General features: G+C 66.4%; 14 protein-coding genes. 6 read left to right on the plus strand and 8 right to left on the minus strand.

Annotation, left to right across the window (positions count from 1 at the left end; genetic code table 11):
• Positions 1–212 precede the first annotated feature (212 nt).
• Positions 213–1,742, plus strand: coding sequence for a glycoside hydrolase family 17 protein (locus QOU61_RS18625; RefSeq protein ID WP_289661589.1), 1,530 nt, complete (start codon positions 213–215; stop codon positions 1,740–1,742).
• On the opposite strand, the gene QOU61_RS18630 is transcribed toward QOU61_RS18625, so the two are convergent.
• Positions 1,702–2,082: a hypothetical protein gene (locus QOU61_RS18630; protein ID WP_289652668.1), complete on the minus strand. Its 381-nt coding sequence runs from the start codon at positions 2,080–2,082 to the stop codon at positions 1,702–1,704. The two genes, QOU61_RS18625 and QOU61_RS18630, sit on opposite strands and share 41 nt — an antisense overlap.
• A 95-nt stretch (positions 2,083–2,177) precedes the next feature.
• Complete coding sequence (locus QOU61_RS18635) at positions 2,178–3,527, minus strand: hypothetical protein (RefSeq protein ID WP_289652669.1); 1,350 nt, start codon at positions 3,525–3,527, stop codon at positions 2,178–2,180.
• 310 nt (positions 3,528–3,837) lie between these two features.
• Between QOU61_RS18635 and glmU the strand changes: the two genes are divergently transcribed.
• On the plus strand, positions 3,838–5,196 hold the full coding sequence (gene glmU, locus QOU61_RS18640) for a bifunctional UDP-N-acetylglucosamine diphosphorylase/glucosamine-1-phosphate N-acetyltransferase GlmU (RefSeq protein WP_289652670.1): 1,359 nt from the start codon (positions 3,838–3,840) through the stop codon (positions 5,194–5,196).
• A 15-nt stretch (positions 5,197–5,211) separates the two neighbouring features.
• Here the strand turns inward: glmU and QOU61_RS18645 are convergent, their stop codons facing one another.
• Positions 5,212–5,442 (minus strand): hypothetical protein, encoded by a 231-nt coding sequence (locus QOU61_RS18645; protein ID WP_289652671.1) that lies wholly within the window; start codon positions 5,440–5,442, stop codon positions 5,212–5,214.
• Between the two features lie 160 nt (positions 5,443–5,602).
• Here QOU61_RS18645 and glmS point away from each other — a divergent pair, with 160 nt between their 5' ends.
• Both glmS and QOU61_RS18655 read left to right on the plus strand, forming a co-directional pair.
• Positions 5,603–7,429, plus strand: coding sequence for a glutamine--fructose-6-phosphate transaminase (isomerizing) (glmS, locus tag QOU61_RS18650; RefSeq protein ID WP_289652672.1), 1,827 nt, complete (start codon positions 5,603–5,605; stop codon positions 7,427–7,429).
• A gap of 85 nt (positions 7,430–7,514) precedes the next feature.
• Positions 7,515–8,288: a DUF502 domain-containing protein gene (locus QOU61_RS18655; RefSeq protein ID WP_289652673.1), complete on the plus strand. Its 774-nt coding sequence runs from the start codon at positions 7,515–7,517 to the stop codon at positions 8,286–8,288.
• Between the two features lie 122 nt (positions 8,289–8,410).
• Here QOU61_RS18655 and recG read toward each other — a convergent pair whose 3' ends face one another.
• Entirely contained in the window at positions 8,411–10,519 is a 2,109-nt protein-coding gene (gene recG / locus QOU61_RS18660) for an ATP-dependent DNA helicase RecG (protein WP_289652674.1), read from the minus strand.
• 258 nt (positions 10,520–10,777) lie between these two features.
• Between recG and QOU61_RS18665 the strand changes: the two genes are divergently transcribed.
• Both QOU61_RS18665 and mfd read left to right on the plus strand, forming a co-directional pair.
• The gene (locus tag QOU61_RS18665; RefSeq protein ID WP_289652675.1) at positions 10,778–11,068 is read left to right on the plus strand and encodes an FAD assembly factor SdhE; all 291 of its coding nucleotides are present in this window, start codon (positions 10,778–10,780) and stop codon (positions 11,066–11,068) included.
• Positions 11,065–14,580, plus strand: a complete 3,516-nt coding sequence (gene mfd / locus QOU61_RS18670; protein WP_289652676.1) for a transcription-repair coupling factor — start codon at positions 11,065–11,067, stop codon at positions 14,578–14,580. The genes QOU61_RS18665 and mfd overlap by 4 nt, the downstream gene beginning before the upstream one ends.
• 43 nt (positions 14,581–14,623) lie before the next feature.
• On the opposite strand, the gene QOU61_RS18675 is transcribed toward mfd, so the two are convergent.
• The 4 genes from QOU61_RS18675 to QOU61_RS18690 form a co-directional block, all read right to left on the minus strand.
• Positions 14,624–15,019, minus strand: coding sequence for a PRC-barrel domain-containing protein (locus tag QOU61_RS18675; RefSeq protein WP_289652677.1), 396 nt, complete (start codon positions 15,017–15,019; stop codon positions 14,624–14,626).
• 78 nt (positions 15,020–15,097) lie between these two features.
• Positions 15,098–16,324: a GGDEF domain-containing protein gene (locus QOU61_RS18680; protein WP_289652678.1), complete on the minus strand. Its 1,227-nt coding sequence runs from the start codon at positions 16,322–16,324 to the stop codon at positions 15,098–15,100.
• Between the two features lie 85 nt (positions 16,325–16,409).
• Positions 16,410–17,912, minus strand: coding sequence for a class I adenylate-forming enzyme family protein (locus tag QOU61_RS18685; RefSeq protein ID WP_289652679.1), 1,503 nt, complete (start codon positions 17,910–17,912; stop codon positions 16,410–16,412).
• Positions 17,913–17,917: 5 nt separating this feature from the next.
• Positions 17,918–19,732 carry an extracellular solute-binding protein gene (locus QOU61_RS18690; RefSeq protein ID WP_289652680.1) on the minus strand — a complete coding sequence of 605 codons (1,815 nt, stop codon included), beginning with the start codon at positions 19,730–19,732 and terminating at the stop codon, positions 17,918–17,920.
• Between the last annotated feature and the right edge of the window lie 99 nt (positions 19,733–19,831).

Genomic DNA, 19,831 nt, shown 5'->3' on the forward strand with positions numbered 1-19,831 from the left:
GTCCAGCAAAGTCACAACTTTGTCGGTTCGTGGTAAAACGCGCGCCGGATACCGTTGTCCTTTTCCACCTCTTGGCAGAACGCCGCTGACCCGCTAATCGACGCTTCCTTGCCCGGAGGAGGGAACCGATTTCTTTTCGTACGCCACTGGCGCTTCTGCTCGTTTCACTGGGTGCGATTGCTGCCGTGTGGTGGTGGCTGGCCACGCCCATCATGCTCGCGCGGGCGCCCATCGATCCCAACGCAAAGCTGTTGTGCGTATCCTACGCGCCGTTCCGCGACAGCCAGACGCCGCTGCAGCCGACCACGCATATCCCGGCCGAGCAGATCGCCCAGGATCTGGCGCAGCTTGCCAAGATATCGGACTGCGTCCGCACCTATTCCATCGAAAACGGGCTCGACCAGGTGCCGGCGGAAGCCGCCAAGGTCGGCTTGAAGGTGATCCAGGGCATCTGGCTCGGCAGCGACCGTCTCAAGAACGCGAACCAGATATCGACCGCGGTCCACCTCACCAAGCAATTTCCGTCCGTGATCACCGCGCTGGTTGTCGGCAACGAGGTCTTGCTGCGCGGCGAAATGACCACCACCGATCTTGCCGCCATCATCCGTTCGGTGAAGGCGCAGGTGACCGTGCCGGTGACCTATGCCGACGTCTGGGAATACTGGCTGAAGAATCGCGAAATCTACGACACCGTCGATTTCGTCACGATCCACATCCTGCCCTATTGGGAAGACTTCCCGATCCGCGCCAAGTTCGCCGCCATCCATGTCAATTCGATCCGCCAGCAGATGGCGGTGACATTTCCCGGCAAGGAGATCCTGATCGGGGAGACCGGCTGGCCGAGCGAAGGGCGGATGCGCGAAGGCGCGCTGCCGTCGCGGACCAACCAGGCGCGCGTGGTCTCCGAAATACTCCAGCTGGCCAAGGCCGAGAATTTTCGCGTCAACCTGATCGAGGCCTATGACCAGCCCTGGAAGCGCCAGCTCGAGGGCACGGTCGGCGGCTATTGGGGCCTGTTCGATTCGGCGCGCCGCGCGCTGAAATACCCGCCGGGCGAGCCGATCAGCAATTTCCCGCTGTGGAAATGGCAGATGGGCGCCGGGCTCGTGCTGAGCGTGCTGGTGTTCGCGGTCGCGGGCCTGACGTTGCGGCGCCGGCCGTGGACGCCGCGCCCATCCTCCTGGATCGCGGTGGCGGTTTCGGCGACCACGGGCGGCATCCTGCTCGGCATCGCCGCTGACAAGATGTTCTACGAGAGCTACGGCATCGGTGGCTGGCTGCAATGGGGTGCGCTGCTCGCCGCGGGCATCGTCTCGCCGTTGCTTTGCGCCCATGCGCTGATGCGCGGACGACCGCTGCCGACCTTGCTCGAACTGCTCGGCCCGCGCGAGGGCCGCAGCAAATCGGTCCCGACCTTCCTGCTCGGGGCTGCCCTGATCGTTGCTGCGCTGATCGGCGGCGAGACCGCGCTCGGCTTCGTGTTCGATCCGCGCTACCGCGATTTCCCCTATGCGGCGCTGTCGATGGCGGTGATCCCGTTCGCAACGCTCGCACTCAACCGCCCGCAGGAGGGCAGTCGCCCCATCGCCGAAAGCGTGTTCGCGGGGCTGCTCGCGGTCTCGGCGCTGTATGTCGGCTTCAACGAGGGCCGTGACAACTGGCAGTCGATGTGGACCTGCGCGATCTACCTGTTGTTCGCGCTTACGCTGTGGCGGGCGCGGGCCGTGCAAATCCCAAAATGAGCAGCCCGATTGCGAGCCCCGACAGCGCGACGTTGTAGAGCACGATCCCGAGGCAGGCCGCGATCAGGCCGCCGGTGAGCAGCACGATCGAGGGCCGGATCACGTGCAGCACAGCGATCACGAGCGCGACGGTGCCGAACACCGAGTTCTTGAACAGTGAGGTCGCGACCGCGCGGCTCTTGCACAGCAGGGTCTGCAGGCCGGCGTCGCAGGCGAGCGCCACCTGCGAGAACTCGACCGCGAGGTAACGCAGATAGAGCGCATAGCCGACGGTGACGAAGCCGACGATCAGCAGGAACTGTACCTGGTAGGGCGTGAGGCGGAACGGTTTCTTGGTCATGCGGCGAATATGGCGGGGAATGGGTGGGCGCACAACCACCCTCCAAAATGCTTAAGAAGCGTTGCTCAAGCAGCTGATATTGCTGGCGTCTGCGCCTATCGGTTGAACAAGCGCGACAACGCCGAGGGCTCCGGCTTGGGCGCGGGCGGCGGCGCAGGCGGATCCTCTTTCTTGCCGTGCTTGGGATAGTAGCCGCGCCGGTGCTGGCTCGGTGCGGGCCTTGCCGGTGCGCGCGGCTCGTCGGCGTTCAGCGCGAGGCGCTGGCCGTCGAATACGGCGGTCTCGCAACTGCGCTGGCTCTCGATCAGCGCGGCGCAGATCTTCGCCGCGGCCGCGGCGTCGGTCAGCGGGCCCGCGCCAAGGTGAAGCTGCATCCCGAGCCCGGTGTTGCTTTCCTTGACCATGATGATCGGGCGGAGGCTTGCGAGGTCCGCATTCGACTTCACCAGGCCGCGCCACAGCGCGCGCAGGCCGCCGATCGAATTGGCGCTGCCGACATCGACGGCAAACTCGGTCCGCTGCACCGGCACCGCCGGCGGACTCGCGCCGTCAGGTTCTTTCGGCGCGGTAGAGGCGATGTCGGTCGCCGTAAATGGCGGCTCGGCCCTTGCCGGCTCGGCCTTCGCGACTTCCGCCTTGATTGGTTCAGACTTGGCTGGATCAGACCTTATCGATTCAGATTTGGCGGGTTCAGATTTGGCCAGTTCAGGCTTGTTCGGCTCGGTCTTGTTCGGCTCGGTCTTGGCGGAGGCCTTTTCCGGCTCGACGAGCCTGGGAGCGCCAGGGTCGGGCGGGGCCATGATCGACTTCGAGGCGACCAGGGGGGCTGTCGGCATCGCAGCGGGGGCGGTTGGCGGATTGGCCGCCTGCGGCTTTGGCGCCGCCGCACCGTGGTCGGACGTGACCGCCTCGGGCCGCGGCCGCTCGGGCTTCGCGGTCGGATCGACCTTGGCAAGCACGGTCGAGCCAACAGGGGCTACTGTGGGCGTCGCCGCCACGGCCGGCAGCGATAGGGGCGACTCGCCAGCAGACGGGATGGCCTGCGCAGGTGGCGGTGCCACGCTTTGCCGCGCGAGCGCGCCGGTCACGGAATCGAGGCCCTGCTCAAGCACGGTCACGCGCGCATAGAGGCGGTCGCGGTCGCCGTTGAGCGTGTCGATGGCAGATGCCAACCGCCGCGTCTCGCCCTGGCTTTCGCGCGCAACCGCCTGCATCTGCTGGGCCTGCCGCACCAGTTCCGCCGCCGCAAGCTGGTCGCGGCGCCACCCGAGCGAGGACTGGTTGGTGATCACGGCCACCACGACCGCGGCGACTGCTGCGGCGCCCCACGAGCCGAGGCGCCAGAGCGTGCGGCGATCGAACTCGTTCTCCTCGGCAAAAAGCCCTGATGACGCGCCGCCTGCTTTTTGCAGGCTGGCCGCCGAGTGGTCGGAATTCTTCGCCATTCCCTGTTTCGGCCCCGCCGAGCCCTCCCGAATCACGCACAAACCTTAACAGGAAAACCGCCGCCACCTTGAATCCCTCCGGTTTGCGGCGAGCGGAAAACGGCTTATGACGCTACCCGAGTGGAGCGGATTTGACGTCCGCCACCCGCCAGCCGCCAATGCGAACGTCAAATCCAAAGCTCCACTTGGATCAAATATTTGCTAGTGGTCCTTTAATTCCAACGTTCGCAAAAGTGCCCGCTGCAAATGGGATGCGAATGTTGGAATTGGACCACTAGCGGGCGGCGTGCCCCCGGGGAAAAGGACAGAGATGACCGATCGATCCAGCCTGACGGTGGTGCTCGCGGCCGGCGAGGGCACGCGGATGCGCTCAAGCCTGCCGAAGGTGCTGCATCCGGTCGCAGGCCAGTCGCTGCTTGCGCATGTGCTTGCCGCAAGCTCGGCGGGGCCGGGCGCGTCGCTTGCGGTCGTGATCGGGCCGGACCAGCAGGCGGTCGAGCAGGAGGTAAAACGCCTCCGCCCCGACGCCAGAACCTTCGTCCAGCGCGAGCGGCTCGGCACCGCGCATGCAGTGCTCGCCGCCCGCGAGGCACTCGCCAGGAAGCCCGACGACCTCCTGGTCGCCTTCGGCGACACGCCGCTGATTTCGGGTGAGACTTTTGCCCGGCTACGCGCGCCGCTGAAGAACGGCGCCGCGCTGGCCGTGCTCGGCTTCCGCGCCGCCGATCCGACCGGCTACGGGCGGCTCGTGATCGAAGGCGAGCATCTGGTCGCGATCCGCGAGCACGCCGATGCCAGCCCCGAGGAGCGCAAGATGACGCTGTGCAACGCCGGCGTGATGGCGTTCGACGGCAAGCGTGCGCTCGAAATCCTGGACAGGATCGGCAATGCCAACAGCAAGCGCGAATATTACCTGGTCGATGCCGTCGCGATTGTCCGCGACCTCGGATTGGAGGCTGTCGTGATCGAAACCAACGAAGACGAAGTGCGCGGCATCAACACCAAGGCGCAGCTCGCGGAAGCGGAAGGCGTGATGCAGGCGCGGCTGCGCCAGGCCGCGCTGGAGGCGGGCGTCACGCTGATCGCGCCGGAAACCGTCTTTCTTGCCGCCGACACCACATTCGGCAAGGACGTCACCATCGAGCCGTTCGTCGTGATCGGCCCCGGGGTGTCGATAGCGGATGGCGCCGTGATCCATTCCTTCTCGCACGTCGTGCAGGCTTCGATCGGCAGGAACGCCTCCGTCGGGCCCTATGCGCGGCTCAGGCCCGGCACGTCGCTGGGCGACGGGGCCAGGATCGGCAATTTCGTGGAGACCAAGGCCGCAACGCTTGAGGCCGGTGTCAAGGTCAACCATCTCTCCTATATCGGCGACGCCACGGTCGGCGCCAATTCCAACATCGGCGCCGGCACCATCACCTGCAACTACGACGGCTTCTCCAAGCACAAGACCACGATCGGGCAGGGCGCTTTCGTCGGCACCAATTCCTCGCTGGTGGCGCCGGTGAAGATCGGCAACGGCGCCTATATCGGCTCGGGCTCCGTCATCACCAGGGACGTGCCTGAGAACGCCATGGCGGTCGAGCGCAGTCCACAGAGCAATCGCGAGGGGGGAGCGACGCGCTATCGCGAGTTGAAGACCCGCGACAAGACGCCGAAAGGCAAGTGACGAGCCGTCAAAGCCCTATCCCTCGTCGGCGAATTCAGCGAAAATAGCCCGCGTCAGGCGCCAGCCCCGCGACGTGGCGCGCTTGGCCGGCTCGCCCGGTCGGTGCTTGATGATGAGCGGCTGGGCCGCCTGCGCGAGCAGCGGCGGCGGCCAGTGCGCCAGATGCGTGCCGAAGGTCTCTTCGGCCCGTGCGTGCCGGTAGACTGTGCCCTTGCGGACTTGTGAGCGATTGGTGGCATCCTTCATTTGGCGAGCCTCCATTGCGAGGCAGAAACGCCCGTTAAGGCTTCCGCTTAATAGTGTCTCAATCCGCAATAATTATTGAGTATCAGCGGCCTTTCGATTTTCGCTAAGAGAGGCGCGGGTTTTCGACGCAATTTAGTCGATTGGGGGATATTGATCCGACATGTGCGGCATCATCGGCATTCTCGGTCGCGCTCCCGTCGCGGAGCAACTGGTCGATTCGCTCAAGCGCCTCGAATATCGCGGCTATGATTCCGCGGGCGTCGCCACGCTCGAGGGCGATCATCTCGATCGCCGCCGCGCCGAGGGCAAGCTGAAAAACCTCGAGGCACGGCTGCGCGCCGATCCGTTGTCCGGCCATAGCGGCATCGGGCACACGCGCTGGGCCACGCACGGCAAGCCGAATGAGAGCAACGCCCACCCGCACGCGACCGACAATGTCGCGGTCGTCCACAACGGCATCATCGAGAATTTCCGCGAGCTGCGGCTCGAGCTGGAAAAGAGCGGTGCGAGATTCGACAGCGAGACGGATACCGAGGTGGTCGCCCATCTCGTCAACTCGTATCTTTTGAAGGGATTGTCGCCGCAGGAAGCAGTGAAGGCGTCGCTGCCGCGGCTCAAGGGTGCGTTCGCGCTTGCCTTCCTGTTCAGGGGCCACAACAATCTCCTGATCGGCGCCCGCAAGGGCTCGCCGCTCGCGGTCGGCCATGGCGACGGTGAGATGTATCTCGGCTCGGACGCGATTGCGCTCGCGCCCTTCACCGACACCATCAGCTATCTCGAGGACGGCGACTGGGTGGTGCTGACCCGCGAGGTCGCCGTGATCCACGACGCGCACGGCGCGGTGGTGAACCGCGAGGTGCTGAAGTCGGGCGCCTCGTCCTTCCTGGTCGACAAGGCGAACTACCGCCATTTCATGGCGAAGGAGATCCACGAGCAGCCGGAAGTGGTCGGCCACACGCTGGCGCGTTATGTCGACATGGCGACCGAGCGCGTCGCGCTGCCGATCAAGCTGCCGTTCGATTTCAAGGATATCCGGCACATCTCGATCACCGCCTGCGGCACCGCGAACTATGCCGGCTATGTCGCCAAATACTGGTTCGAGCGGCTGGCGCGCGTGCCGGTCGAGATCGATATCGCCTCCGAGTTCCGCTACCGCGAGGCGCCGCTGCACAAGGGCGATCTCGCGATCTTCATTTCGCAATCGGGCGAGACCGCCGACACGCTGGCGGCGCTGCGCTACGCCAAGGCGCAGGGGCTGCATACGCTCTCCGTCGTCAATGTGCCGACCTCGACGATCGCCCGGGAAAGCGAAACCGTGGTGCAGACGCTCGCCGGACCCGAGATCGGCGTCGCCTCGACCAAGGCCTTCACCTGCCAGCTCATGGTGCTGGCGGCGCTGGCGATCGCGGCCGGCAAGGCGCGGGGCGAATTGTCCGATGCGGACGAAGCGAAACTGGTCCGCGGCCTGATCGAAATCCCGCGCCTGATGGCGGCCGCACTTGCGACCGAGGCGCAGATCGAAAAGCTGTCGCGCGAGCTCGCGAAATCCAAGGACGTGCTCTATCTCGGGCGCGGCACCAGCTTCCCGCTGGCGCTCGAAGGCGCGCTGAAGCTGAAGGAAATCTCCTACATCCACGCCGAGGGTTATGCCGCCGGCGAGCTCAAGCACGGTCCGATCGCGCTGATCGACGAGAACGTGCCGGTCGTGGTGATCGCGCCGCATGACGGCGTATTCGAAAAGACCGTCTCGAACATGCAGGAGGTTGCGGCGCGCGGCGGCAACATCATCCTGATGACCGACGCCAAGGGTGCGGCGGAGGCCGCCATGCAGTCGCTGGTTACGATCGTGCTGCCGGACATGGCAGCTACTTTCTCGCCGATGGTCTACGCCGTGCCGGTGCAGTTGCTCGCCTATCACACCGCGGTGGTGATGGGGACAGACGTCGATCAGCCGCGCAACCTGGCCAAATCCGTCACGGTTGAGTAACGCGGTCGCGGTCTAATGGTCGCGGTGGTCTTCCAAAACCTGCTAGAAGACCCTAACTGACATTCTGGACCGATTTGGAACCCGAATGACCCCCGATCTACCCCCGCCGGTTACCCCCGGCGAGCAGCCACCGGCCGCTCCATCGGGCCTGATGGCCCGCTTCCGCAAGTATTTCCTCACCGGCCTCGTCGTGGCCGGCCCGATTGCAATTACCTTCTATTTGACCTGGTGGTTCGTCACCTGGGTCGACGGGCTGGTCAGGCCGTTCGTGCCGATCGCCTATCGCCCGGAGACCTACCTGCCGTTCGGCCTACCGGGTTCCGGGCTGATCGTCGCCGTGATTGCGCTGACACTGCTCGGTTTCCTCACCGCGAACCTGATCGGCCGCACGCTAGTCGACCTCGGCGAAAAGATCCTTGGGCGCATCCCGGCGGTGCGCGCGATCTATCGCGGTTTGAAGCAGGTGTTCGAAACGCTGTTCTCCGGCCATGGCTCGAGCTTCCGCCGCGTTGGCCTTGTCGAGTTTCCCTCGCCCGGCATGTGGTCGATCGTGCTGATCTCGCAATCGCCAAGCCCGGAGGTGTCGCGGAGCCTGCCGGGGCAGGAGGAGCACATTTCGGTTTTTCTGCCCTGCGCGCCGAACCCGACCACCGGCTTCTTCTTCTACGTGCCGAAGAGCAAGATCATCGAGGTCGAGATGAGCACGGAAGATGCCGCAACCCTGATCATGTCGGCGGGCGTGGTGCAGCCGGGCTCCGATCCGCAGAAGAAGGTCGCAGCCCTTGCCGGCATGGCCAATGCCGCGCGCGCGGCCAACAGCGCGAGACCCCTGCAGCCGCAGCCAGCGAAGGTGGAGTGAGGCGAAGCGTCATTCCGGGGCGCGAGTAAGACGAGCGAGCCCGGAATCTCGAGGTTCCCCGCCGGCGCAACTACGCGCGTGAGGTTTGCGCTTCGCGCATCCCGCAACGACGTCACCTCGATCTACCCCGCGCCGATCAGCGGAATCGCCTCGTCGCGCTCGAACAGATAAAGCAAAACGCGCAACGCCTCGCCCTGCTTGCCCGCAAGCTTCGGGTTCTCCTTCATGATGCGTAGCGCGTCCTCGCGCGCCTGCTTGATCAGCTGTCCATGCACCTCCGGCCGGGCGATCCGGTAGCCGGGAAGGCCGCTCTGGCGCACGCCGAGCACGTCGCCTTCGCCGCGCAGCTTAAGGTCCTCCTCAGCGATGCGGAAACCATCCGTGGTTTCGCGGATCACGGAGAGCCGCGCCTTCGACATCTCGTTCAGCGGCTCGCGGTAGAGCAGGAGGCAGGTGGAGGCTTCCGAGCCGCGGCCGATGCGGCCGCGCAACTGGTGGAGTTGCGCGAGCCCGAAGCGCTCGGCGTTCTCGATCACCATGATGGTCGCGGCGGGAACGTCGACGCCGACCTCGACCACTGTCGTCGCAACCAGGAGCCCGATCTCGCCTGATGCAAACTGCGCCATCACGCGGTCCTTCTCCGCGCCCTTCATCTGGCCGTGCACGAGACCGACCTGGTCGCCGAAGCGCTTTTGCAGGCTCTCGAAGCGCTTAGTCGCGTTGGTCAGATGATCGGTGCCCTCGGCCTCGGATTCCTCGACCAGCGGGCAGATCCAGTAGACACGCTTTCCAGCAGCGAGCGCGCGGCCGACGGCGTCGACCACCTCGCTGATCCGGCTCGCCGGAACCGCGCGGGTATCGATCGGCTGGCGGCCGGCCGGCTTCTCCCGCAATTCCGAGACATCCATGTCGCCGAAATAGGTCAGCACCAGCGTGCGCGGGATCGGGGTTGCGCTGAGCACCAGCACGTCGACCGCTTCGCCCTTCGAGGTCAGCGCGAGACGCTCGCGCACGCCGAAACGATGCTGCTCGTCGACGATGGCAAGCGCCAGGGCCTTGAAGATGACGTCGTCCTGGATCAGCGCATGCGTGCCGACCAGGAGATCGATCTCGCCGGCCTCGAGCCGGGCCAATAATTCGCGGCGCTCCTTGCCTTTCTCGCGGCCGGTGAGGATCGCGACGCGAATTCCGGCGCGTTCGGCCAGCGGCGCGATGGTCTTGGCATGTTGCCGCGCCAGGATCTCGGTCGGCGCCATCAGCGCCGCCTGCCGGCCGACTTCCGCCACCGCGGCCGCTGCCAGCAGCGCCACCACCGTCTTGCCGGAGCCGACATCGCCCTGCAACAGCCGCAGCATGCGCACCGGCTGACGCAGATCCTCCGCGATCGCCGCCGCCGCCTTTTGCTGCGAGGGCGTCAGCGCGTAGGGCAGGGCGTCGATGATCCTGCGCCGCAGATGGCCGTCGCCGGCGTGGCGGTTGCCCGCGGGCCGGCGCAATTGCGCGCGCACCAGCGCCAGCGCGAGCTGGCCGGCGAGCAGCTCGTCGAAGGCAAGCCGCGACCAGTAGGCATGGTCGGGCAGCACGTCGGTCAGCTCGACCGGGACATGGACGCGGGTCACTGCCTCCCGGAACGGCGGAAAATGGCAGCGGCGCAGCACGTCCGGGCTGATCCACTCGGGCAGCTCGGGCATCCGCTGCAAGGCGGCTGCGATGGCGCGCTTGAGCGAGCCGAGCGCAAGCCCCTCGGTCAGCGGATAGACCGGATCGATCCCGGACAGTTTTGCAAAGCCGGCTTCGTCGACCACGCGGTCCGGATGCACGATCTGAGGCACGCCGTCGTAGATCTGCAGCGTGCCCGACACGTAGCGCTTGGCGCCCACCGGCAAGAGCTTTTCGACATAGTCCGGCTGGCCCCGGAAATAGGTCAGCACGACGTCGCCGGTGTCGTCGCTGGCATAGACGAGATAGGGCACCCGCCGGTTGCGTGGCGGCGGCGGCCGATGCCGGTCGACTGTCACCTCCAGTGTCACCATGGTTCCCGGCGCGGCGTCGCGGATCTTTGGCCGTGCGCGGCGGTCGATCACGTTGGAGGGCAGGTGCAGCAGGAGATCGATCAGCCGCGGGGTATCATCGCGATCGAGCAGATAGCGCAGCAGCTTGTCCTGCTTCGGGCCGACGCCGGAGAGGCGGGTGACCGGGGCAAACAGCGGATTGAGCAAAGCGGGACGCATCGGGAAACCTAAGACCGTTCCTTACCGTCATGCCCGGCCTTGGGCCGGGCATCCACGTCTTTTTTTGTGGCCGAGCGGTGGATTGGCCGGGTCTTGGGCGAGCGGAAGCGAGCTGCCCTCGGGGCGCGGCTATGCCCGGCCATGACGACGCAGCCGGGCGGTTCTGCTTGGCGACCTGCTGACAGCGCCGCGAACGATCGCTATATCACCCCCGCCCGGCACGTCCGGGCTTTTGGCGTTGAAATGGATTTTTGACCGATGACGGGATCGACACGATCGAGCGGCGGGCTCGATGACCGCCGCAAGCGGCTCTTGTTTCGCTGCTGGCACCGCGGCACGCGCGAGATGGACCTTATTCTCGGGCGCTTCGCCGATGCGGCGATCACCGATCTCAGCGACGCGGAACTGGCGCAGTTCGAGCACCTGATCGAGGTGCCCGATCCCGATCTCTACGCAGCCCTGACCGGCGACAGGCCGCTTGCCGCCGAATACCAGAGCGCATTGTTCGACCGCATCAAGGCGTTCCGCGCCGTGGAACGCGACCAATGAAGCCGCAGCACAAGTCGCCCGCCGAACGGCTCGCCCCTGGCCGGGCGCTAACGCTCGCCAATGTCGCCGAGGGCTCCGAAGGTCTCGTCGTCTCCGACCTGGCGCGCGCGATCGCAGCGCGCCCGAAGCGGCCGGCGGTAAGTCTCGCCGTGGTCTGCCGCGACGGCGGGCGCATGCAGCAATTGGCGCGCGCGCTGGAATTCTTCGCGCCTGACCTCACCGTCATGCAGTTCCCGGCCTGGGACTGCCAGCCCTACGACCGGGTGTCGCCGCATGGCGGCATCCTGGCACAGCGGTTGACCACGCTGGCGCGGCTGTCGCGGCTGACAGGCAGCGACAAGCCGCTGATCGTGCTGACCACGGTGAACGCCATCGTGCAGCGGGTGCCGGCGCGCGAGGCGGTGGCGGCGCAAGCGCTGTCGGTCGCCCCCGGCAACGTGGTGCCGATGGATTCGGTCATCGCCTGGCTGGAGCACAACGGCTACAACCGCGCTTCCACCGTGCGAGAGCCCGGCGAATATGCCGTGCGCGGCGGCATCCTCGACCTGTTCCCGGCCGGGCTCGACCAGCCGGTGCGCTTCGATTTCTTCGGCGACAGCCTGGAATCGATCCGCTCCTTCGATGCCGAGACCCAGCGCACGCTGCTCGACATGCGCTCGCTCGATCTGGTGCCGATCTCCGAGTTCCAGCTCGTCACCGAGACCATCCGCCGCTTCCGGATGGGCTATGTCGCCGAGTTCGGCGCGCCCGAGCGCGACGATGCGCTCTACGAGGCGGTCAGCGAAGGCCGCCGCCATCCCGGCATGGAGCACTGGCTGCCGCTGTTCTGGGAGCGGATGGACACCCTGTTCGATTATCTTGGCGACGCCCCCGTCGTGATCGAGCCGCAGGGCGAGGACGCCGCGCACGAACGCTTCAAGCAGATTGCCGACTATTACGAGGCGCGGCGCGAGGCGCTGGCGCATCCGTCAGGAGGCGCAATCTACAAGCCATTGCCACCGGACCGGCTCTATCTCACCGAAGAGGAGTGGAGCCGGCACCTCGGCGACGCCGCGCTGGCGCGGCTGACGGCATTCGCGGTGCCTGAATCCGACAACGTGATCGACATCGGCGCGCGGCAGGGGCGCAGTTTCGCGCCCGAACGCAACGACAGCAACGTCAACGTGTTCGAGGCCGTGGTCGGCCATATCCACGCGCTGCTGGCAAGCCGCAAGAAGGTGGTGGTCGCGCTGTGGAGCGAAGGCTCGCGCGACCGCATGCGCAGCATGCTGTCGGACCACAAGCTTTCGAACCTCGCCAGCGTCAACACCTGGCGCATGGTGCAGGCGACGCCGCGCAACGAGACCATGCTGGCGGTGCTCGGCATGGAGAGCGGCTTCGAGACGGAAAACGTCGCCGTCATCAGCGAGCAGGATATCCTGGGCGACCGCCTGGTGCGACCGCGCAAGGCGGGCCGCAAGCTCGAGAATTTCATCTCGGAGGTGACGAGCCTCAGCGCCGGCGATCTCGTTGTCCATGTCGATCACGGCATCGGCCGCTTCGTCGGACTGCAGACGCTGGATGTCGCCGGCGCGCCGCACGACTGTCTCGAACTGCGCTATGCCGGCGAGACCAAACTGTTCCTGCCGGTCGAGAACATCGAGCTTCTGTCGCGCTACGGCTCGGACCAGGCCAATGTCGAGCTCGACCGGCTCGGCGGCAGCGGCTGGCAGGCGCGCAAGGCGAAGCTGAAGAACCGCATCCGCCAGATCGCGGGCGAGCTGATCAAGATCGCGGCCGAGCGCATGCTGCACGAGGCGCCGAAGCTGCCGGTGCAGGCGGGCGTCTATGACGAGTTCTGCGCGCGTTTCCCCTACGACGAGACCGAGGACCAGCTCGGCGCCATCACCGCAACGCTGCAGGATCTCGAAAGCGGCCGGCCGATGGACCGGCTGATCTGCGGCGACGTCGGCTTCGGCAAGACCGAAGTCGCCCTGCGCGCCGCCTTTGCCGTCGCGCTCGACGGCAAGCAGGTCGCGGTCGTGGTGCCGACCACGCTTTTGGCGCGCCAGCACACCAGGACCTTCACCGAGCGCTTCCGCGGCTTCCCGGTCCGCGTCGCCCAAGCCTCGCGCCTGGTCGCGGCGAAGGAATTGACGCAGGTCAAGAAGGGGATCACCGACGGCTCGATCGACATCGTCGTCGGCACCCACGCGCTGCTCGGCAAGGCGATCAAGTTCCAGGATCTCGGCCTTCTGATCGTCGACGAGGAGCAGCATTTCGGGGTCAGCCACAAGGAGCGGCTGAAGCAGCTCCGCGCCGAGGTGCACGTGCTGACGCTCAGCGCCACCCCGATCCCGCGTACGCTCCAGCTCGCGCTGACCGGCGTGCGGGAGCTCTCGATCATCGCCTCACCTCCGGTCGACCGGCTCGCGGTGCGCACCTTCGTTGCGCCGCACGACCCCCTGATGATCCGCGAGGCGCTGTTGCGCGAGCGCTACCGCGGCGGCCAGGCCTTCTATGTCGTGCCGCGCATCGAGGATCTCGCCGGCGTCAAGGATTTCCTCGACAAGAACGTGCCGGAGATGAAGGTCGCCGTCGCCCATGGCCAGATGCCGCCGACCGTGATCGAGGACATCATGTCCGCCTTCTACGACGGCAAATACGACGTCCTGCTGTCGACCACGATCATCGAGTCCGGACTCGACATCCCCAACGCCAACACGCTGATCGTGCATCGCGCCGACATGTTCGGCCTCGCCCAGCTCTATCAATTGCGCGGCCGGGTCGGGCGTTCGAAGCTGCGCGCCTATGCGCTGTTCACGCTGCCGGCGCGCGAGAAGATCACTCCGCAGGCCGAGCGAAGGCTCGGCGTGCTGCAGTCGCTGGAGACGCTCGGCGCGGGCTTCCAGCTCGCCTCCCACGACCTCGACATCCGCGGCGCCGGCAACCTGCTCGGCGAGGAACAGTCCGGCCACATCAAGGAGGTCGGCTTCGAGCTCTACCAGCAGATGCTGGAGGAGGCGATCGTCAACCTGAAGGCCGGTATCGTCGAGCCGGTGGCCGAGCGCTGGTCGCCGCAGATCACGATCGGCATGCCGGTGCTGATCCCCGAGGATTACGTCTCGGACCTGTCGGTGCGGCTGTCGCTCTATCGACGGCTGGCCGATTTCGAGACCGATGAGGAGATCGACAGTTTCGCGGCCGAGCTGCGCGACCGCTTCGGCGTGCTGCCGGACGAAGCGCGCTATCTCTTCAAGGTCGCCGCGATCAAGAATTACTGCCGGCGCGCCAATGTCGAGAAGGTCGATGCCGGCCCGAAGGGCTGTGTCATCACCTTCCGCGACAACAGCTTTGCGCATCCGGAGCGGCTGGTCGCCTTCATCCGCCAGCACGGCCAGGCCGCAAAAGTGCGGCCTGACATGAAGGTGGTGTTCTTCCAGGACTGGGAGACGCCTGAAGAGCGGCTCGCCGGCACCACCGACATCCTGCGGCAACTGGCCAATCTCGCGGCAAGCAAGAAGGCGGCATGAAAAAGCCGCCGGCATCGCGGCCGGCGGCTGCAACGCGGAAAGCTCACTTCGGATATTTGAATTCCGGCGCGGCCTTCAGCGCGTCCTTGGTGGTGTTCATCGACGCCAGCCACTTGTTGTTCTTCTCGTCATAGCGGACGTTGACCGACGCCGGCGACACCGCGACGTAGTGCTCGCCCAAGCCGAGGAAGCCGCCGACCGACAGGATCAGCGCGTCGACCTGGTGGTTCTTGATCGCGAGGTCGGTGATCTCGCCGATCGACTCGTCCTTCTGATTATAGACGTTGAGTCCCTTGAGCTTCGACGAGAACATCTCGTCCTTTGACACCGTCGAGAACTTGGCTTCCGCCGGAGCGTTGCCAGTGGTTTTCGATTCCTCAGCGAGAGCCGGGCTTGCGAGCATTGCAAGCGCAGCCGTGATCAATACGATTTTCTGCATCTTGTCCTCCAGTCGCGCGGTTTGCGCCGGCTACAATGCGGAGGCAGGAACAAATGTTCCTCGATGGGATTGAAAGGATCAGGACACGGCGCGCTGCGCGTCGTCGCACAGCCGTGCCAGGAGCGACTTCGCCGTATCGTTCGGCATCATGGTCGCGACGGTGACCGCCGGCTCGCAGCGCGTGCCGCGCCGGCCATGCGCGGTGTGGCGCATCACCGCCGACAGCCGCCGCGCGATCATGTGCGCATCGCGCAGATCGGTTTCGGGAAACACCACGACGACGGACCCATCCGCTTGCATCGCTCCGAAATCCATCTGACGCATCAGACGGCTGATGATGCGCGCGCCGTCGAACTCCGCGCGCTCCTCCTCTGCATCGAAGGCAAAGCGCGCCGCCGAAAGCGCGGCGCCGCGTGCCGCGGTCTGGTAGAGGGCGGTCGCGAAATCGCGGCTGAAGGCCTCCGCGGTCAAAAGCCCGCAGCGCGGGTCGAGCAGCCCGCCGGCGTCGATCGAACGCAGCGTGCGGGCGAGCCGCGCTTCGAACGCGTGCTGGCGGATCAGCGGCAGGGCATTGGTCGCGATGCGCGCAGCATCGCCGCTGATGATTTCGAGGTTCGGCAGCTCGTAGCCAGGCGCAAGCTCGCGCGAGGTGAGGATGACGGGCAGGTTGCGGAAGCGCGGATCTTCCGACAGCACGGTGAGGAAGGCGTCCCTGACCCGCGCCGTGAAACCGTCGCCGAGCACGATGCCGTCGATGTCACGGCTGTTGAGATGTTTGGCGGCCGCCTCGATGCTGAGCGCCCCGACCAGGCCCATCCGCTCGCCAAGCGCGACCGACAGCGCGGGGTAGGGGCCGCCGCGGCCGATCAGGAGCACCGTCGCCTCGCGTACCGGATCGATCCCGGCAAGCTCGACCTGGCCCGCAGCGTCGAGCCGCCGCATCACGGTCGCATGCAGCGCACGTACCCGCAGCGCCGCGTTGAGACGCCTGATCAGGCGATCGGGCTGGCCGCCAGCCTGTCCGAACGGCAGCACATTTTGCGGAAGTGCGATGTCGGGATCGACAGCCACCAGCGGCAGGCAGGGCTGGCGGGCGGCGATCTGCCGCGCCAGGGTCTGCAGCCGCAATTCGACCGCCTCGGAGACGGCGGCGACCACGGCGGCGGGCTGCACCAGGTCGATCGCGCGCGAGGCATCGAGCCAGGTCGCATCGACGAGCGGAAACAAAGCGGCTTCTTCAAGCGCCTTGGCAAAGGACGGCCGCCCGGCTTCCGACAGGACGATGATGGGACCCGGCTGGGACATCGAGCGAAAAGCGCTACAAATGAGGGAGCGATGATCCTAGGTCGCCGCGCTTAATGGCGCGTCAACGCGCTCTTCGGGTGGCAGCTCACGGCGCACCCGCCCGGTCCCGAAAAGCCTCTACCATCAGGGGGTTGAGGCCAAGTTCTAGGAGCGCTTCGCGGGCGCGCGCGTTATCGGGTGCGCGCCCGGCCAAGCGATGGCCACTGAGACGGTCGGGCAGCGCCGTGAGCAACGCCCCCTGTCCGAGCCGGCGTCCCCATTCCTGCAGGTCATGCGCCAGGAAGCGGTAGCCGCCGACGGTGACAATCCCGGAAGGTGGCGCGGTGATGTTGATGGCGCCGGTCGTGCGATCGATCCGCGCGGCATAGTCGGTGTCGACATAGTCGCGTGGCGCCTGGGCTAGCGAAAGATCTGGCGGCGGCGCGGGCGGCGCATAGGCGGAGACCACCACCATCGGCCCGCGCAAGCCCAACGTGCCCTTCGGCGTCACAAGGATTTCGCCTGAGATCGACGAGCCCGGCAGCTCGCGCCGCGTGCCATGCGATCCCGGCTTGACCGGTGCCGCCACACCGTCGGCGCCGCGGCGCGCGCCGAACAGCCCGGCCTCGCCGAACAGATAGACGTCGGTCAGCGATGCCTGTCGCGCGGTCCAATCGGGGCTCGAGGTGACCTGCTCGGGCGCCCGCCACAGCCCGACGACGTTGGAGAGGCTCGGCATGCGCGCAGCGATGTTGAGCTCGTCGAGCCGGAGCGCCAGCGGCGCCGGCACCACCAGCGTGTCACAGCGCTCCTCGTTGATCTGCTGCTCCAGCACGTCGGTCTCGAAGGGATGGTGCAGCACCAGCGTACCGCCGGAGAGCAGCCACGCGACCAGCGAGGAGGTGAGCCCTGCAAACGACATCGGCGAAAAGCCGGACATCAGCGTTGCGCCCTGCGGGATGTCGCTCTCCAGCGAAATCGCCAGCCCCCCGGCGATCAGGCTGAGATGGGGACGCGGCACCGGCCGAAAACCCTGCGGCGTGACGTCGAAGGACACCAGCGCCGCCTTGCGGCCGTCCTGGATCACCGTGCGGGACGTGGTCGATGGATTGGCGATCGCGTAGTCCAGCGATGCCATGCCGTCGGGCAGGTCGGTGCCGAAACCGCAGACATGGCGGATCGAGAAGGCCTCGGCCGCGGCGTTCATCGCGAGCTCGGCATAGGCGACGCCGTCGATGGTGCTCGAGGTGACGATGGCGCGTGCCGCGGTGCGGTTGAGGGCTGCGACCAGTTCGGCATGGCGCCAGAGCTGCGGCAGCACGGCCACGACGAGCCCGGCGCGATGCGCGGCCAGCACCGTCAATGCAAACTCCACCGTGTTCGGCAGTTGCACGCCGATGATGGAATTGGCCGGCAGCCCGGCCTCGATGAAATGCGCTGATAGCGCCGTGATCGCGCGATCCGCCTCGCGGTAGCTGAGCCGCAGCGGCGCCTGGCCGGTGATGCGCGGCTTGTTGAGCGGATCGATCAGCGCCGGCGCATCCGGCTTGCGCGCCAGGATGCGTTGAAACAGGACGTCCAGCGTCGGCGATACGTTGGCGGGATTCACGACATTCACTTCGCAGCAGCGTCCGGTTTGTACCACCAGGTTTCGGGAAGATAGCCGGTGAGGGCGGTCCTTGACGGCCGTTCTATCCGATTCCAGCGCGCAATCCATTGCTCGCCGATATTATAAAGCGGGATCGTATAGACGCCGGACATCAGGACGCGATCGAGCCCGCGGACCGCCGAGACGAAAGCCGGCCGCTCCCGCGCCGCCAGGATTGCCGCGATCGCCGCATCGATGGCCGGGTTCTTGGCGCCCATGTAGTTGCGCGTGCCCTGCAGATCGGCGGCTTCGCTGCCCCAGTAGAACGACTGCTCGTTGCCCGGCGACAGCGACTGGTCCCAGCGGCTCGGGATCATGTCGAAGTCGAAGGCGAGCCTGCGCTGGTCGAACTGCACGGGATCGACGACGCGCACGGAAGCCTCGATGCCGGCGCGCTTGAGGTCGCGCTGATAGGCAAGCGCGATGCGCTCGTGGTCGCGGCTCGTCACCAGGATCTCGAAGGCAAGCGGCGCGCGCGTCGTGCGCTGGCGCAGCACCGCGCCGTCGAGCGCGTAGCCGGCCTCCGCCAGCAGGGTCAGCGCGGCGCGCAATGTCGCGCGGTCGCGGCCCGATCCGTCGGTGACCGGAAGATGGTAGCTGCCATCCATGATATCGGGCGGGATCTGCGCGGCGAACGGCGCGAGCAGCGCCTTTTCGCGTTCATCAGCGGGCTTTCCGGCGGCCGACAGCTCGGAGCCCGCGAAATAGCTTGGGCTTCGCGAATAGAGCCCGAAGAAATAGTTGCGGTTGATCCACTCGAAGTCGAACAGCAGCGTCAGGGCGCGACGCACGCGGATATCGGAAAACACGGGGCGGCGGGTATTGAAGACGAAAAACTCCGACGGCCGCGGCATGCCGGTCTTGATCGCCTCGCGGATCAGGTCGCCATTGCGCGCTGCCGGAAAATCATAGCCTTCATGCCAGCGCAGCGGCTCGGTCTCGACGCGGAAATCGTACAGGCCGCGCTTGAACGCCTCGAACTGGCCGTTCGCCTCGCGGTAGAAATCGAGCCTGATCTCGTCGAAATTCCACAAGCCCCGGTTGGCGGGCAGATCGCGGCCCCAATAATCGGGGTTGCGCGTCAGCGTCACGCTTGCGCCGGGCCTGACCGCGCTGACGCGGTAGGGACCGGAGCCGACCGGCGCGGTCATGCTGGTCTCCTCGAAGGTCGCGACATTGGTCGCTTGGCGCGGCAGCACCGGCATCAACCCGATGATCAGCGGCAGCTCGCGGTCGCCGCCGCCGCCGAGATCGAAGCGCACGGTGAGCGGATCGAGCGCCTCGCCCTTGGCCACCTTGGAATAGAACTGGCGGTGATTGGGACGGCCGTGGTCGCGCATCAACGCCCATGAGAAGAGAACGTCGTCGGCGAGCACGGGCGTGCCGTCGGAGAAGCGGGCGCGCGGATCGATGTGGAAGGTGACGTAGCTGCGCGCATCGTCGGTCTCGACGCTCTGCGCGATCAGACCGTAGAGCGTGAAGGGCTCGTCATAGCCGCGCGCCATCAGGCTCTCGACCACGTAGCCGCGAATCTGCTGCACCGCCGAGCCCTTGACGATGAGCGGATTGAGGCTGTCGAAAGCGCCGGGCAGCGCCCATACCAGCCGGCCACCTTTCGGGGCATCGGGATTGGCGTAGGGCATGTGGTCGAAACCGGCCGGCAGCGCAGGCGCCCCATGCATCGCGATGGCGTAGCTTTGGCCGGCCTGCGCCGCGCCGGAAGCGGCGATCACGAGACCGAAGGCCAGCGCCAGCGCGCCGGTCGCATTACGCCCGCACATGCGCCGAAAGACGGATGAGAACGCGCACGGATTTGATTCGGAACGGCTCACCGTCGGCTTTTAACATGGCGATCCGGTCAAGGTGGATGACCCTGTCCA

Source organism: Bradyrhizobium sp. NP1, from assembly GCF_030378205.1.
GTDB lineage: Bacteria > Pseudomonadota > Alphaproteobacteria > Rhizobiales > Xanthobacteraceae > Bradyrhizobium.